13 protein-coding genes, 1 tRNA gene and 1 pseudogene are annotated in these 13,288 nt (G+C 70.5%); 7 read left to right on the plus strand and 8 right to left on the minus strand.

All coding sequences use genetic code 11. The annotated features are described in order from the left end of the window. Positions 1-15: 15 nt before the first annotated feature. Together purF and BLU82_RS32170 are read left to right on the plus strand one after the other, a co-directional pair. Positions 16-1,596: an amidophosphoribosyltransferase gene (purF, locus tag BLU82_RS32165; protein WP_092624873.1), complete on the plus strand. Its 1,581-nt coding sequence runs from the start codon at positions 16-18 to the stop codon at positions 1,594-1,596. A gap of 85 nt (positions 1,597-1,681) precedes the next feature. Beyond that, positions 1,682-2,656 carry an SH3 domain-containing protein gene (locus BLU82_RS32170; protein ID WP_197682609.1) on the plus strand — a complete coding sequence of 325 codons (975 nt, stop codon included), beginning with the start codon at positions 1,682-1,684 and terminating at the stop codon, positions 2,654-2,656. A gap of 36 nt (positions 2,657-2,692) precedes the next feature. On the opposite strand, the gene BLU82_RS32175 is transcribed toward BLU82_RS32170, so the two are convergent. Together BLU82_RS32175 and BLU82_RS32180 are read right to left on the minus strand one after the other, a co-directional pair. Beyond that, the gene (locus tag BLU82_RS32175; protein ID WP_092624874.1) at positions 2,693-3,223 is read right to left on the minus strand and encodes a DUF6886 family protein; all 531 of its coding nucleotides are present in this window, start codon (positions 3,221-3,223) and stop codon (positions 2,693-2,695) included. Between the two features lie 86 nt (positions 3,224-3,309). Further along, positions 3,310-4,272: a GNAT family N-acetyltransferase gene (locus tag BLU82_RS32180; protein ID WP_092624875.1), complete on the minus strand. Its 963-nt coding sequence runs from the start codon at positions 4,270-4,272 to the stop codon at positions 3,310-3,312. A gap of 143 nt (positions 4,273-4,415) precedes the next feature. Between BLU82_RS32180 and purM the strand changes: the two genes are divergently transcribed. Beyond that, entirely contained in the window at positions 4,416-5,486 is a 1,071-nt protein-coding gene (gene purM, locus BLU82_RS32185) for a phosphoribosylformylglycinamidine cyclo-ligase (protein ID WP_197682610.1), read from the plus strand. Positions 5,487-5,566: 80 nt separating this feature from the next. On the opposite strand, the gene BLU82_RS32190 is transcribed toward purM, so the two are convergent. Beyond that, positions 5,567-5,788: a DUF3073 domain-containing protein gene (locus BLU82_RS32190; protein WP_092624877.1), complete on the minus strand. Its 222-nt coding sequence runs from the start codon at positions 5,786-5,788 to the stop codon at positions 5,567-5,569. Positions 5,789-5,933: 145 nt separating this feature from the next. Then, the gene (locus tag BLU82_RS32195; protein WP_092624878.1) at positions 5,934-7,028 is read right to left on the minus strand and encodes a Glu/Leu/Phe/Val dehydrogenase dimerization domain-containing protein; all 1,095 of its coding nucleotides are present in this window, start codon (positions 7,026-7,028) and stop codon (positions 5,934-5,936) included. A gap of 92 nt (positions 7,029-7,120) precedes the next feature. Here BLU82_RS32195 and BLU82_RS32200 point away from each other — a divergent pair, with 92 nt between their 5' ends. Then, positions 7,121-8,758, plus strand: coding sequence for a DHA2 family efflux MFS transporter permease subunit (locus BLU82_RS32200; protein WP_092624879.1), 1,638 nt, complete (start codon positions 7,121-7,123; stop codon positions 8,756-8,758). A gap of 192 nt (positions 8,759-8,950) precedes the next feature. Continuing rightward, on the plus strand, positions 8,951-9,172 hold the full coding sequence (locus tag BLU82_RS32205) for a BldC family transcriptional regulator (RefSeq protein WP_026874431.1): 222 nt from the start codon (positions 8,951-8,953) through the stop codon (positions 9,170-9,172). A gap of 399 nt (positions 9,173-9,571) precedes the next feature. On the opposite strand, the pseudogene BLU82_RS32210 reads toward BLU82_RS32205, so the two are convergent. Then, positions 9,572-10,569 (minus strand): annotated as a pseudogene (locus BLU82_RS32210) (aldo/keto reductase). A gap of 83 nt (positions 10,570-10,652) precedes the next feature. Here BLU82_RS32210 and BLU82_RS34595 point away from each other — a divergent pair. Continuing rightward, positions 10,653-10,805 carry a hypothetical protein gene (locus BLU82_RS34595; RefSeq protein WP_157741399.1) on the plus strand — a complete coding sequence of 51 codons (153 nt, stop codon included), beginning with the start codon at positions 10,653-10,655 and terminating at the stop codon, positions 10,803-10,805. A 351-nt stretch (positions 10,806-11,156) separates the two neighbouring features. On the opposite strand, the gene BLU82_RS32215 is transcribed toward BLU82_RS34595, so the two are convergent. Then, positions 11,157-12,248, minus strand: a complete 1,092-nt coding sequence (locus BLU82_RS32215; protein ID WP_092624880.1) for an acyl-CoA desaturase — start codon at positions 12,246-12,248, stop codon at positions 11,157-11,159. Further along, positions 12,245-12,805 (minus strand): DUF5994 family protein, encoded by a 561-nt coding sequence (locus BLU82_RS32220; protein WP_231947862.1) that lies wholly within the window; start codon positions 12,803-12,805, stop codon positions 12,245-12,247. The genes BLU82_RS32215 and BLU82_RS32220 overlap by 4 nt, the downstream gene beginning before the upstream one ends. 155 nt (positions 12,806-12,960) lie before the next feature. Between BLU82_RS32220 and BLU82_RS34895 the strand changes: the two genes are divergently transcribed. Continuing rightward, on the plus strand, positions 12,961-13,119 hold the full coding sequence (locus BLU82_RS34895) for a hypothetical protein (RefSeq protein WP_172885749.1): 159 nt from the start codon (positions 12,961-12,963) through the stop codon (positions 13,117-13,119). Between the two features lie 40 nt (positions 13,120-13,159). Here BLU82_RS34895 and BLU82_RS32225 read toward each other — a convergent pair. Beyond that, positions 13,160-13,232: transfer RNA gene (locus BLU82_RS32225), tRNA-Phe, on the minus strand. Positions 13,233-13,288 lie beyond the last annotated feature (56 nt).

Raw genomic sequence — 13,288 nt, forward strand, 5'->3', positions numbered from 1 at the left:
CGTACACTGGGTGCCGTGGCCCGGGGCGATGGACGACTCACACACGACATCAACCCACAGGAGAAGGGACCGCAGGACGCCTGCGGCATCTTCGGGGTGTGGGCACCCGACGAAGAGGTCGCCAAGCTCACCTACTTCGCGCTGTACGCGTTGCAGCACCGGGGTCAGGAGTCGGCCGGCATCGCGGTCGGCAACGGCGAGCAGATCCTCGTCTACAAGGACATGGGCCTGGTCAGCCAGGTCTTCGACGAGTCCACGCTGAACACCCTGGTCGGCCACGTCGCCGTCGGGCACACCCGTTACTCCACCACCGGCGGCAGCCACTGGCAGAACGCGCAGCCGACCCTCGGCGCCACGCCGGCCGGCACCGTCGCGCTCGCCCACAACGGCAACCTCACCAACACCGCCGAGCTGCTCGAGCTCGTGCACGAGCGGGTGGGCGCCGCCAGCGGCGAGCTGCGCTACGGCAACACCACCGACACCGCGCTGATCACCGCGCTCATGGGCTCGTACGCCGACCGCACGCTCGAGGAGTGCGCCGGCGAGGTGCTGGCGCAGGCGCGCGGAGCGTTCTCGCTGGTGTTCTCCGACGAGAACACGCTCTACGCCGCGCGCGACCCGCAGGGCGTCCGTCCGCTCGTCCTGGGCCGGCTGGAGCGCGGCTGGGTCGTGGCCAGCGAGACCGCCGCGCTCGACATCGTCGGCGCCTCGTTCATCCGCGAGGTCGAGCCCGGCGAGCTGGTGGCCATCGACGCCGACGGCCTGCGCTCGCACCGCTTCGCGGCGGCCGAGCCGAAGGGCTGCCTGTTCGAGTTCGTCTACCTCGCCCGGCCCGACACCCACATCTCCGGCCGCTCGGTGCACGAGACCCGCGTCGAGGTGGGCCGGCGGCTGGCCGGCGAGCACCCGGTCGACGCCGACCTCGTCATCCCGGTGCCCGAGTCCGGCACCCCGGCCGCCGTCGGCTATGCCGAGGCGTCCGGCATCCCGTACGGCATGGGGCTGGTCAAGAACGCCTACGTCGGCCGCACCTTCATCCAGCCGTCGCAGACGCTGCGCCAGCTGGGCATCCGGCTCAAGCTGAACCCGCTGCGCGAGATCGTGGCCGGCAAGCGGCTGGTCGTCGTCGACGACTCCATCGTGCGCGGCAACACCCAGCGGGCGCTGGTGCGCATGCTGCGCGAGGCCGGCGCCGCCGAGGTGCACGTGCGCATCTCCAGCCCGCCGGTCAGCTGGCCCTGCTTCTACGGCATCGACTTCGCGTCCCGGGCCGAGCTGATCGCCACCGGCCTGTCCACCGACGAGATCTGCCGGTCCATCGGCGCCGACTCGCTCGGCTATGTGTCGCTCGACGCGCTCATCGAGGCGTCCACCGTGCCGAAGAACGACCTCTGCCGCGCCTGCTTCGACGGCGTCTACCCGATCGAGCCGCCGGCCCGCGCCGGGAAGGACCTCCTGGAGCAGGACCCCATCCCCGGCTGCGAGACACCCGACCGCGACGGCCTGGCGCGAGCCGCGTCACTCGGCGATCCCGCCGACGGCCTGAACTCCCTGCTCAGCGCCGGTGGTGCCGCCGATGCGTTGCGGCGTCCGTGAGGCGGGGTTGTGACAAAACGCCCGAAATGTGGTTGCCTGCTCCTCGGTCACGAAATGGTATCGAGCTGAGTATGGGAGAGAAGTAGTGTCGCAGCCGCGTCATGGTCGGTCTCGTCATCGACGGGCCAAGCTGGCGGCGCTCACCCGTCTGCCCGCACTCACTCGGCGCCGGGTCGCCCTGCTGGCCGCGCCGGTGGTGCTGGCCGGTGCCGCCGTCGCCGGAGTCACGCTCTGGCCCGACGACGCCGCCGTCGGCGACAACGCCACCGCGTCGATGGACCTCCCGGAGCGCGAGGAGTCCGCGAGCCGCGGCCAGGACCGTCCGGAGCTGCCGTCGGTGACACCGAACGCGGCGCCGACGCCCACCGCGACGCCCACGCCCACGCCGACGCCGACCCCCACACCGACGCCGACTCCCACGCCCACCCCGACCCCGACTCCGACTCCCACACCGGAGCCGACGGTGGCCGGGCAGCTGTTCGTGACGGCCGGCCTGAACGTGCGCACCAGCCCCGACCTCGAGGCCGAGGTCGTCACGGTGCTCGGATCCGGCGCCGAGGTCGACATCACCGGCGCCACCGAGGGCACCTGGTCGCAGATCCTGCTCGACGGCGAGCCGTACTGGGTGGCCACCGAGTACCTGGCCCAGGAGCCGCCCGCCGAGGAGCCGTCCGGCGGCATCTCCGCCGCCGAGTGCGAGTCCGGCTCCGGCGTCGAGGACGGCCTCACCCAGGACGCCATCCGGGTGCACCGGGCTGTCTGCGCGGTCTTCCCGCAGGTGACGTCGTACGGCGGCCTCCGCTCCGGCGACGGCGGCGAGCACGGCAGCGGCCGCGCCCTGGACATCATGATCAGCGGCTCCGTCGGCGACGACATCGCGGCCTACGTCCGCGAGAACTACCGCGAGCTGGGCGTCAGCGAGGTCATCTGGGAGCAGCGCATCTGGACCGTCGAGCGCTCCTCGGAGGGCTGGCGCTGGATGGAGGACCGCGGCGACGCGACCGCGAACCACTACGACCACGTCCACGTCACCGTCTACGGCAACGAGGGCACCACCTGACGCGTGCTCGGCACGGCTGGTCGTCGTTCGGTGGCGTCACGCTGCCGCGTTGCGCAGCCGGATCCCGCTGAATCCGACCGAGCTGTTGACGACCGCGTCCCAGAACGGGCCGAGGGCGGTCAGGACCCGCAATTGGATTCCGGCCTCCTCGTGCAGCCGGAGCAGGTCTCCGACGGGCTCGGCCGGACCCAGCGGTTCGACCGGCTCGGTGGCCACGCAGGCGTGCGGCTCGGGCGAGCCGAACGGCCGGAACACCGTCGCCGGAAGCCGGTAGGCGAACAGCCGCACCGTGCGCATCGATTCCAGCCAGCGGTACTCGATGGCGTGCACGCGATCACCGCTACCGGCGCCGATGATCCGGTCGCGGTCGGCCTGCGTGGTGGCCGGCGTGACCCAGGCCAGGGCCCGCGGGCACTGCCGTGGGAACCAGTAGTCGGGGGACCGTTGCGCGTCGACCGCCCAGACGTAGGCCTCTGGCTGTCTGGCGGTCGCCGCGACATGGGGGACGAACCGGGTGATGCCGGGGTCCTCGGAGAAATGCAGCACCTGGCCGGGTTCGGGTCGCATCGGCCCGTTCTAGCACCTGCACGCGGGATGGCTGGCGGTTTGGTGGTGCCACGGCGCCACCGAACCGCCAGCCATCGCCGGTCATGTCAGCCGGACACCAGATCGATGCGCGCGCTGTCCTGGACGAACCCGACGGCCTCGAAAGCCCTCCCCATGGGGACGTTCGCGTCGTCGGTCTCGCCGAAGACCAGGTCGGCGCCGTGCTCGGCCTGCCAGCGCGTCATCCAGGCCAGCAGCTCGCGGGCGTACCCGCGGCCGCGCTGTTCCGGCACCACGCCGACGTAGCCGGTGACGACGCGGGCGCCGCTGTTGCCGGTGACCAGCCCGGCCAGCGCGCCGTCGCCGTCGTAGGCGAGCCGCCAGCCGTCGGACGGGCCGGCGTAGTTCACCATGTCGGCCAGTTCCTCGGCGGCCAGCTCGGCGGCGTCGCGGGTGCGCAACGACCGCTGCGTGTGCGCGTCGAGGCTGCCCTCGAACGTGCGCCGGTACGCGTCGGCCAGTGCGGGGTCGCCGGGCCCGCTGACCGGCTCGAACCGCAGCCCGTCACGGCCGTCACGGACGGCCGGGACGCCGGCGGCCGGCGTCCAGCGGAACCCCCGGCGCGTCACCAGCAGCTCGAACCCGGCCGCTTCCGCCGCCGTCATGAGGCCGGTCAGCGCGGGTGGCGGGTTCTCGCGCCAGTCGGCCGGCGGGTGCAGGTTCAGCTCGACCTGCTCGAGCCCGCCGGCGTGCAGGTCGTCGGCGGCCCGCCGCAGCAGCGCCGTCATGATCTCGACGCGGTCGGGCTCGGCGCCGAGCTCGAACAGGTCGACGATCCACGGCTGCTCGTTGTCGGCCCCGCCGTAGCCGGCCGCCCGCCCGACGACGCGGTCGTCGCGGACGGCGGCCCAGACCCACTCGGGACGGCGCTTGCGGGCGGCGAACGCCGTGACCAGATGCGCCTCGGTGACGACGCGGTCGGCAATGTACGTGCCCAGCTCGGACCGGGCGCCGCACAGCAGCGCGAGTGCCTCGTCGGATGTGCTGGGCCGGGTGATGCTGAGGTGCATGTCTCTCCTCGGAGAGTCAGCCGCCCTCACCCTGGAGAGCGGCGCGGAAACCATGGCGGTGCATCGCGACCTCCTCTCCTGCCGGGCCGGGCCGCCACACGGCCCGGACGCTGGACTCGACCCTACCGGATACGCTTCTGTCCGTGTCGAGCAGTGAGAACGCGCCCTCGGGTGCCACCTATGCCAGCGCCGGGGTCGACATCGAGGCCGGCGACCGCGCCGTCGAGTTGATGAAGGAGTGGGTCGCCAAGACCCGCCGCCCCGAGGTCGTCGGCGGGCTCGGCGGCTTCGCCGGCCTGTTCGACGCCAGCGCGCTCAAGGCGTACCGGCGGCCGCTGCTGGCCACCAGCACCGACGGCGTCGGCACGAAGGTCGCGGTGGCGCAGCGCATGGACGTCCACGACACCATCGGCTTCGACCTCGTGGGCATGGTCGTCGACGACATCGTCGTCTGCGGCGCCGAGCCGCTGTTCATGACCGACTACATCGCCTGCGGCCGCGTGGTCCCGGAGCGCACCGCCGCCATCGTCAAGGGCATCGCCCAGGCCTGCGTCATGGCCGGCTGCGCGCTCAGCGGCGGCGAGACGGCCGAACACCCGGGCCTGCTGGGTCCGGACGAGTACGACGTCGCCGGCGCCGTCACGGGCGTCGTGGAGGCCGACGCGCTGCTCGGCGCCGAGCGGGTGCGCGCCGGTGACGTCGTCGTCGCCATGGCGTCGTCGGGGCTGCACTCCAACGGCTACTCGCTGGTGCGGCACGTCCTGCTCGAGCGGGCGGGCTGGGCGCTGGAGCGCGACGTGCCGGAGCTGGGCCGCACGCTGGGCGAGGAACTGCTCGAGCCGACCCGCATCTACGCGCAGGACTGCCTGGCGCTGGCGGCCGCCGTCGAGGTGCACGCGATGTCGCACGTCACCGGCGGCGGGCTGGCCGCCAACCTGGCTCGCGTGCTGCCGGGCACCGTCACGGCCCGGCTGGACCGCGCCACCTGGACGCCGCAGCCGGTGTTCGGGCTGGTGGGAGCCGTCGGCGAGGTGTCGGAGCCGGAGCTGGAGAAGACCCTCAACATGGGCGTCGGCATGGTCGCCGTAGTGGCGGCCGATGCGGCCGACGCGGCGGTACGGCTGCTGACGGACCGAGGGGTGGCGGCGTGGATCGCCGGCGAGGTGGTCGGCGGCGACGGATCGGCGACGCTGCACGGCGCCTACGGCGGCTGATCGAGCGGCTCAGGCGGTCTGCTGGCCTCGGCGAGCCGAGGACGGCAGACCGCCCGACGATCTTTCGCTGACGGCCCGGGTCAACCCGCGTGACGACGGGGTTCGTCGTCATCGTCGTCGAGGTAGCGCGAGTACTCGTCGTACTCCTCGCCGTCGTTCACCTCGTCGAGGTCCGTGTGACTATCGCCATCGCCGTCGGTGCCCAACTCACGCTGCAAAGCGCCGAAGTCGGTGTCCAGAGTCTGGTACTTCAACCGACGGGCGACCTTTGTCTGCTTGGCCTTGGCCCGGCCGCGCCCCATAGGGTCGACCCCCTCGCACAAACCGGGGCGACCAGCTCACTGGACGCCCTCGTTTCCGTTCGAATGACATCTGCTCGTAGGGATAACGGTACAGGGTCCGAGGCTGTTCCGCCTCATCCGGTACCAACTAGCGAGCCGCCGTGCGTCATCGGCCCAGGTAGACGTCGCGCAATCGGCTGACGGCGGCGATTCGGCGCTCGGCCAGACGGTCGGCGGCGACGGCCGGAGGGACGCCGTCGTCGGCGGCCAGCTGGAAGATCTCGCGCGTGGTGTCGAAGATCTTCGTGGCCTTCGTCTTGGCCCGATCGAACGAGAATCCGTGCAGCTCATCGGCGACCTGGATGACTCCGCCGGAGTTCACGACGTAGTCGGGCGCGTAGAGGATGCCGGCGTCGTCGAGGCTCTTCTCGATGCCGGCATGGGCGAGCTGGTTGTTCGCCCCGCCGCAGACCGCGGCCACCTTGCCCTCGGTGAGCAACGTCATGGTGTGGTCGTCGAGGGCGCCGCCCAGCGCGCACGGCGCGTACACGTCGATGCCGGCGCCCAGCAGCGCGGTGGTGTCGTCGACGACGTCGACCTGCGGGTGCGCGGCGCGCAGCTGGTCGAGCGCGTGCTCGGACACGTCGGTGACGACGACGGAGGCGCCTTCGTCGAGCAGCAGGCCGGTCAGCTTGGAGCCGACCTTGCCGACGCCGGCGATGCCGACCCGCCGTCCGGCCAGGCTGGTGCCACCCCACAGCCGCTCGGCGGCCGCGCGCATGCCCTGGAACACGCCGAACGCGGTGAGCACGCTGGAATCGCCGGCGCCGCCCTCGGCCGGCGAGCGGCCGGTGACCCATCGGCTCTCGCGGGCGACGACGTCCATGTCGGCGACGTAGGTGCCGACGTCGCACGCGGTGATGTAGCGGCCGCCGAGGGACTCGACGAACCGGCCGTAGGCGCGCAGTTGCGTCTCGGACTTGTCCAGCTCGGGGTCGCCGATGATGACCGCCTTGCCGCCGCCGTGGTCGAGACCGGCGAGGGCGTTCTTGTAGGTCATGCCGCGGGAGAGGTGCAGGACGTCCTCGAGTGCGGCGTCCTCGGATTCATACGGGTAGAAGCGGGTACCGCCGAGGGCGGGTCCGAGGGCGGTGGAGTGGAGCGCGATGATGGCTCGTAGGCCGCTTCCGGCATCGTGGCAGAAAACGACCTGCTCGTGTCCGGTGTGTCGACCGAACACCAGCGGCGACGCCTTGGTCATGGTGGTGACCCTTTCACGTCAGAGCCCGCGGGGTGTGCGGGCTGGTGTCAAGCTCACTCTAGGACGACCGGCGGTTCCGAGGAGGTAGCACGGTGCGGCGATGGCACGGGAACCCGTGGGCGATCCTGCTCACCTTGTGTCTGGGCTTCTTCATGACGTTGCTCGACGTGACGATCGTCAACATCGCCATCCCCAGCATGATGACCGAGCTCGGCGCGTCGCTGGACGAGATCCTGTGGGTGATCAACGCCTACGTGATCATGCTGGCGGTGCTGGTCATCACGGCCGGCCGGCTCGGCGACCTGCGCGGCCAGCGCACCATGTTCATCATCGGCGTCGCGGTGTTCACTCTGGCGTCGCTGGCCTGCGGGCTGTCGCAGGGCCCCGTCATGCTGATCGCCTGCCGCGTCGTGCAGGGCATCGGCGCCGCGATCCTGATGCCACAGACGTCCGCGCTGCTCATCACGACCTTCCCGCCGGAGAAACGCGGGACGGCGTTCGGCATCTGGGGCGCTGTGGCCGGTGTCGCCACCGTCGCCGGGCCGACGCTGGGCGGGCTGCTGGTGACGGTGTTCGACTGGCGGTGGATCTTCTTCGTCAACGTGCCGGTGGGCGTCCTCGTGCTGGCCATGGCGTGGTCGATCATCCCGGAGTCGGCCCGGCGCGAACGGCACCGGCTGGACGTCCCCGGCGTGCTGCTGGCCAGCGCGGCGCTCGTGCTGCTGACCTTCGGGCTGGTCGAGGGCGAGCGGTTCGGGTGGGGGCAGGTGTGGGAGTTCGTCTCGATCCCGGCGCTGCTGGTGGCCGGCTCCGTCCTGCTGGCCGTGTTCCTCGTGCTGCAGGCGCTGCGTCAGGACCGCGAGCCGCTGATCCCGTTCGGCCTGTTCCACGACCGCAACTACTCGGTGATGAACGGCGTGGCGGGGCTGGTCGCCATCGGGATGGTGGGGACGTTCCTGCCGATCACCATCTATCTGCAGACGGTGCTCGGGCACACCGCGCTGGAGGCCGGCCTGACGCTCGCGCCGATGTCCGTCGTCTCGATGTTCGTGGCGCCGTTCGCGGGCCGGTTCTCCGACCGCGTCGGCGGCAAGTTCATCCTGATCGCGGGCCTCTTGCTCTATGGCGGCGGCGTGCTGTCCTTCGCCGTGGTCGCCACCGACACCGCGCAGTGGTGGCACTTCCTGCCGTCGCTGCTGGTGGCGGGGCTGGGGCTGGGGTGCATCTTCGCCCCCATGAACACCGTGGCGATGCGCGACGTGCCCGGACGGGTGGCCGGCGCGGCGTCCGGAGTGCTGAACACGAACCGTCAGCTGGGTCAGGTGGTGGGCAGTGCGGTCGTCGGAGCGGTGCTGCAAGGGCTGCTCGCGAGCCGCCTGCATTCCGAAGCCGTTGCGGCCGCAACGGCTTTGCCGCCGGACGCCCGGCAACCGTTCATCGACGGTTTCGCGGGGGCCGCTGAGGGAGGTCTGCAGGTCAGCGGCGCGGAAGGCGGAATTGACATGGCACTTCCACCGGGAGTTTCTCAAGAAGTCGCGGGAAAGATCGCCGAAATGGCACACGATGTGTTCATACAGGGCTATGTTGATGCAATGAAGCCGACGCTGATCGTTCCGGTCGCCGCCGTGGCATGTGGGGCACTGCTGTGTCTCGCAGTCAAGGGTGGACGAACGCGACGAGAAGCCGAGGTGGGTGGTGCCGGCACGCGGACGATCTCCGATGCCGGGTAGACCGGTCCCGCACGAGTTGGGCCGGTTCGCGGCTTACGTGAACCTTACGTAGGCTAGAGACACCCTGGGTGGACATCATCCGAATGGCTGGCTTGGGTCGAGCCGTACGGTCGGTGTCGTTCGAGGGGGTCGACAAGGTGGAATATCCGGTGTGGCGGGAAACCTCCCGCTATGGGATCTAAGGAGGTGACGATGGCGACCAGGACACAAGACGCCGAGCCCCTCCTCACTCCTGCCGAGGTGGCGGCCATGTTCCGGGTGGATCCGAAGACGGTGACCCGGTGGGCCAAGGCCGGCAAGCTCACGTCGATCCGGACGCTCGGTGGCCACCGGCGGTACCGCGAGTCCGAGGTGCGTGCGCTGCTCAACGGGCAAGGGTCCGCAGTGGAGCGCGTCGAGGTCGGCGAGCTCTAAGGGGTGAGAATCGTCCCACCATACGCTCGACCTTGCCGAGCGGGGGCGGTAACGGGGAAGTCAAGGCTGGGCCCGTAGGCGGCGGGCCAGGCCTGCGGCGGGGGCTGCGCGGGAACGCGTAACTAGAAGTCGTGTGACCTGTGGTGCAGGATCACACGAGATCGGGTCGGCGTCGCGAGCGCGACGGAGTCAGCCCCGGGTGGGGTATGGCTGCGCTGTCGCATCGCACCAGCCGCCAGGCGTCGACACGGGCGGTGGGCAACCGGCCGCCCGTGTCCGCTACTTTCAACGGTTGCTTTCTTTTCTCGCACATCTTCTTTCTCATCGGCCATTCGGCCAGAATGTACGACCATTCTTGTGACGCGAGCGGCGCGTCGATGCCGTCGCGATGACACAGCCTTATCCGACGGCGCTGCGCTCACCCAATGGGCGCCGCCGGAGCGCCGGATCGGACAACGACACCGGTGTCCACGCGCCGTCAGGGTGGTAGACGTTGCTGCCGGGCGGCACGATCGCGTCGATGCGGTCCAGTGTCGCGTCGTCCAGGGCGACCTCGGCGCCGTCGAGCAGCGACTCCAGCTGCTCCATCGTCCGCGGCCCGATGATCGTCGACGTGACCGCCGGGTGCGCCAGCGTGAACGCGACGGCCAGTTGCGGCAGCGTGCACCCCGCGTCGTCGGCCACCTCGATCAGCCGCTCGACCAGCTCGAGCTTGGCCGCGTTCACCGGCAGCGCCGGGTCGAACCGCCCTGGCGTCAGCCGCGCCCGTCCCGTCGTCAGGTCGATCGGGCGGCCCTCGCGGTGGTGGCCGGACAGGAAGCCGGAGGCGAGCGGGCTCCACGTCAGGATGCCCAGGCCGTAGCGCCGGCAGGTCGGCAGCACCGACGTCTCGATGCCGCGGGCCAGCAGCGAGTACGGCGGCTGTTCGGTGCGGAAGCGCAGCAGCCCGCGCCGCTCGGACACGTGCTGCGCCTCGACGATCTCCTCGGCCGGGAAGGTGGAGTGGCCGAACGCGCGGATCTTGCCCTGGTGGACGAGGTCGCTCAGCGCCGACACCGTCTCCTCGACGTCGGTCGTGGGGTCGGGCCTGTGCACCGCGAGGAGCCGCTCCGGTTCGGCCCCTCGGTCAGCGGCCTGTCACTCGAAGAGAAGGGCACCTTCGTCGCCAGCACGACGTCGTCGCGCCGGCCCTGCAGCGCCTTCCCGACGATCTCCTCGGACTCGCCCGCCGAGTACATGTCCGCCGTGTCGACGACGTTGATCCCGCGGTCCAGCGCGGCGTGGATGATGCGGGCACTGTCGTCGTGGTCGGGGTTGCCGGCCGCGCCGAACATCATGGTGCCGAGGCAGTACGGGCTGACGTGGATGCCGGTGCCGCCGAGGGGTCGATAGCGCATCTCAGGACGCTACGGTTTCGAGCGCACTCGAAGTCAAGCGCCGCTGGTGGTGTCCGACCCGACCAGCATGATGAGGTCATGAGATGACGCCCGAACAGCAGACGGTGTTCGCGCTCGACCTGCTGCGCACGGAGGTCGCGAGCGGCGGCTTCGATTGCTACTCCGCTGCTCCGGTGGCACCCACGCGCTCGAGGCTGGGCGGCGCTCGTCCACGAGGCGTGCGCGACGACGTGTGACCCCTACCCGGGCTGGCATCGAGTAGCGGACCGACGCGTACGTCGCGGCTCACTGGGCGGCGTTCCTCCGCTGAGCCGGTTTCGGTGCCGCTCGGGTGCGGTATGGTCACGCGCGACGTCGGCATTGTGTCGCTTCTGTGACTATGCGGGGTTGAGCATGCGGAAGAGCATCATCGGCGGTGTCGGGGCCACCCGCCCTGACGGTCGTTGGTGCGGCGACGCCGGCCGCAGGCCTGGAGGCGTCGGCTGCGGTCGTCTTCCCAGAACAGCGTGGCCCTGAGCTGGCCCCGCGCCCGTCGGTCCCTCCCGGCCGGCGGGCGCGGGGTCATCTTCGTTTCACGGCAGTGGTGGTCAGGTACGGAGTCGGGTGGCGAGCGGGCAGCGGAACGGGTCTGTCGTGGCGTGTTCGACGGTGTTGAGGTAGCGGACGATCACGCGGTAGGCGCCGACGAAGCTGGTTTCGGTGTAGCGGACATCGTGCTTGGCGCAGTGGTCCCGGACGAGGGCTCGGGCCCGGCGGAGGTTGGGGCGGGGCATGCTCGGGAACAGATGGTGTTCGATCTGGTAGTTGAGCCCGCCCATCGCGAAGGTGGTGAGCCTGCCCCCGCTGATGTTGCGTGACATCAGGACCTGCCGACGCAGGAAGTCGATCTTCAGGTCGGGCGGGACGATCGGCATGCCGAGGTGGTTCGGCGCGAAGGCGCCGCCGAGCAGGAGGCCGAACAGGGCCATCTGGACACCGAAGAACGCGGCGGCCTTGCCCGGCGGCAGTACCAGCAGCAGCACGGTGACGTACCCGCCGAAGCGTCCGGCGATGAACGCGACTTCCCACCAGCGGTGCTTGAGCTGTCGCTGATGCAGCAGCCGCTGAAAGCTGGCGATGTGCAGGGCGAGGCCCATGAACAGCGCAAGGGGGAAGAAGTAGCCCTGCCAGCGGGTGAGGCGAGCCGCCAGGCCGCGCCGATTCGCGGCGATGGCCGGGGTGAAGGCGAAAGCGCTGGGCCCGATGTCGGGGTCCGATCCCTCCTTGTTGGGGTTGGCGTGGTGGCGGCTGTGCTTGCCCATCCACCAGCCGTGGCTGAGCCCGACGAACACCCCTGCCAGCACCCGGGAGGTCCAGTCGTTCCAGTGATGGGACCGGAAGATCTGCCGGTGTGCGCTGTCGTGTCCCAGGAAGGTGAGCTGGGTGAACACGACGCCCAATCCGGCGGCGAGGAGCAGCTGGAACCACGTGTCGCCGAGGAACGCGAAGCCCACCCAGATACCGGCGAGGACCGCGACCGTGATGATGATCCTGGACCAGTAGTAGCCGTAGCGGCGGCGAAGCAGCCCAGCGGCCCGTACCTGCTGGGCCAGCTCGGTGTACGTGCTCACGTACCGCACCCGCCGCGGCACGGCCTCAGTACCCGTCGCGGCCGTCGAGCCCGGCGATGTCTCACTCATGCGGATCTCCCGGTGTTCAGGAGCGTACGGCGGGGCGACCCGCCCTCGGACTCCCAGGCGGCCTCGGCCAGGTCGAGGCGCGCAGTGACCGGAGCCGAGCCCTGCGCGGTGGCCTGCAGGCTCGCCTCGGCGGCGGTCAGGATCGTGCTGGCGCTGCGATGGTGGTGGTGGCCGTCCTGGATCCAGTCGAAGACCCGTGCCGCATGCTGAAGGTCGGTCGTCGGCGGCACGACGAGGAGGTCCTGCCGGTCCTGGATGTCGAGACCGGTGAGGCTCACCAGGTGGGGGTCGATGGTGCGGAACCAGCCCAGCCGGACGATCCTGCCGGCCACGGGCAGCCTACTGACGTCGCTGTCCCATGAGTCCCGGTGATACGCGACCCGGGCCACCCTGAGGTCGCGCCGCCACAGCACGGCCAGCAACGCCGGCAACTCGGCGGCCAGATCGCGCGATCGGGGCCACCACGCGCCGTCGACGGCTCTGACGTCACCGCGAACGATTGGGCTGAACACCGCTCTGACAGCGGAATCATCTAGTTCTGTGTTGGGCAGTCGCATGACCACGCCCGTCTCCGGCCTCTACGACCGACGTACCTCGTACCGGCGCGGCAGAAGCTACCAGCGTCTCCATGTCCAACGCCGTCACGTCAGTCTACCCCGGCACTGCCATCGACCGGGATTTGCCGCCTCGACCAGCGGCGTAGTCTTGGTGGATGTTGACACTCGTGGTCGTGCTGCTCGCCGTCTGGCTGGTTCTCTCGATCGTCGGGTTCGCGGTCGAAGGCATCTTCTGGCTCGGCGTGATCGGGGTCGTCCTGTTCGTCGCCACAGCGATCATCGCTGTGATCAGGCGCAGGGCCAACCGGGCCTAGCCGTCGGCATCGAGACCCGGTGAACGTGCTGGTGAAGGGGTGGACAGGGGCGGGTTCGATCCGCCGACCTTCCGCTTTTCAGGCGGACGCTCTTCCAACTGAGCTACCTGTCCTTGCGTTGGCGGGACGAGTTTAGCCGACGCCGACGCGCGGGCGAAATCGTGCCCGC

It is taken from the genome of Jiangella sp. DSM 45060 (assembly GCF_900105175.1).
Taxonomy (GTDB): Bacteria; Actinomycetota; Actinomycetes; order Jiangellales; family Jiangellaceae; genus Jiangella.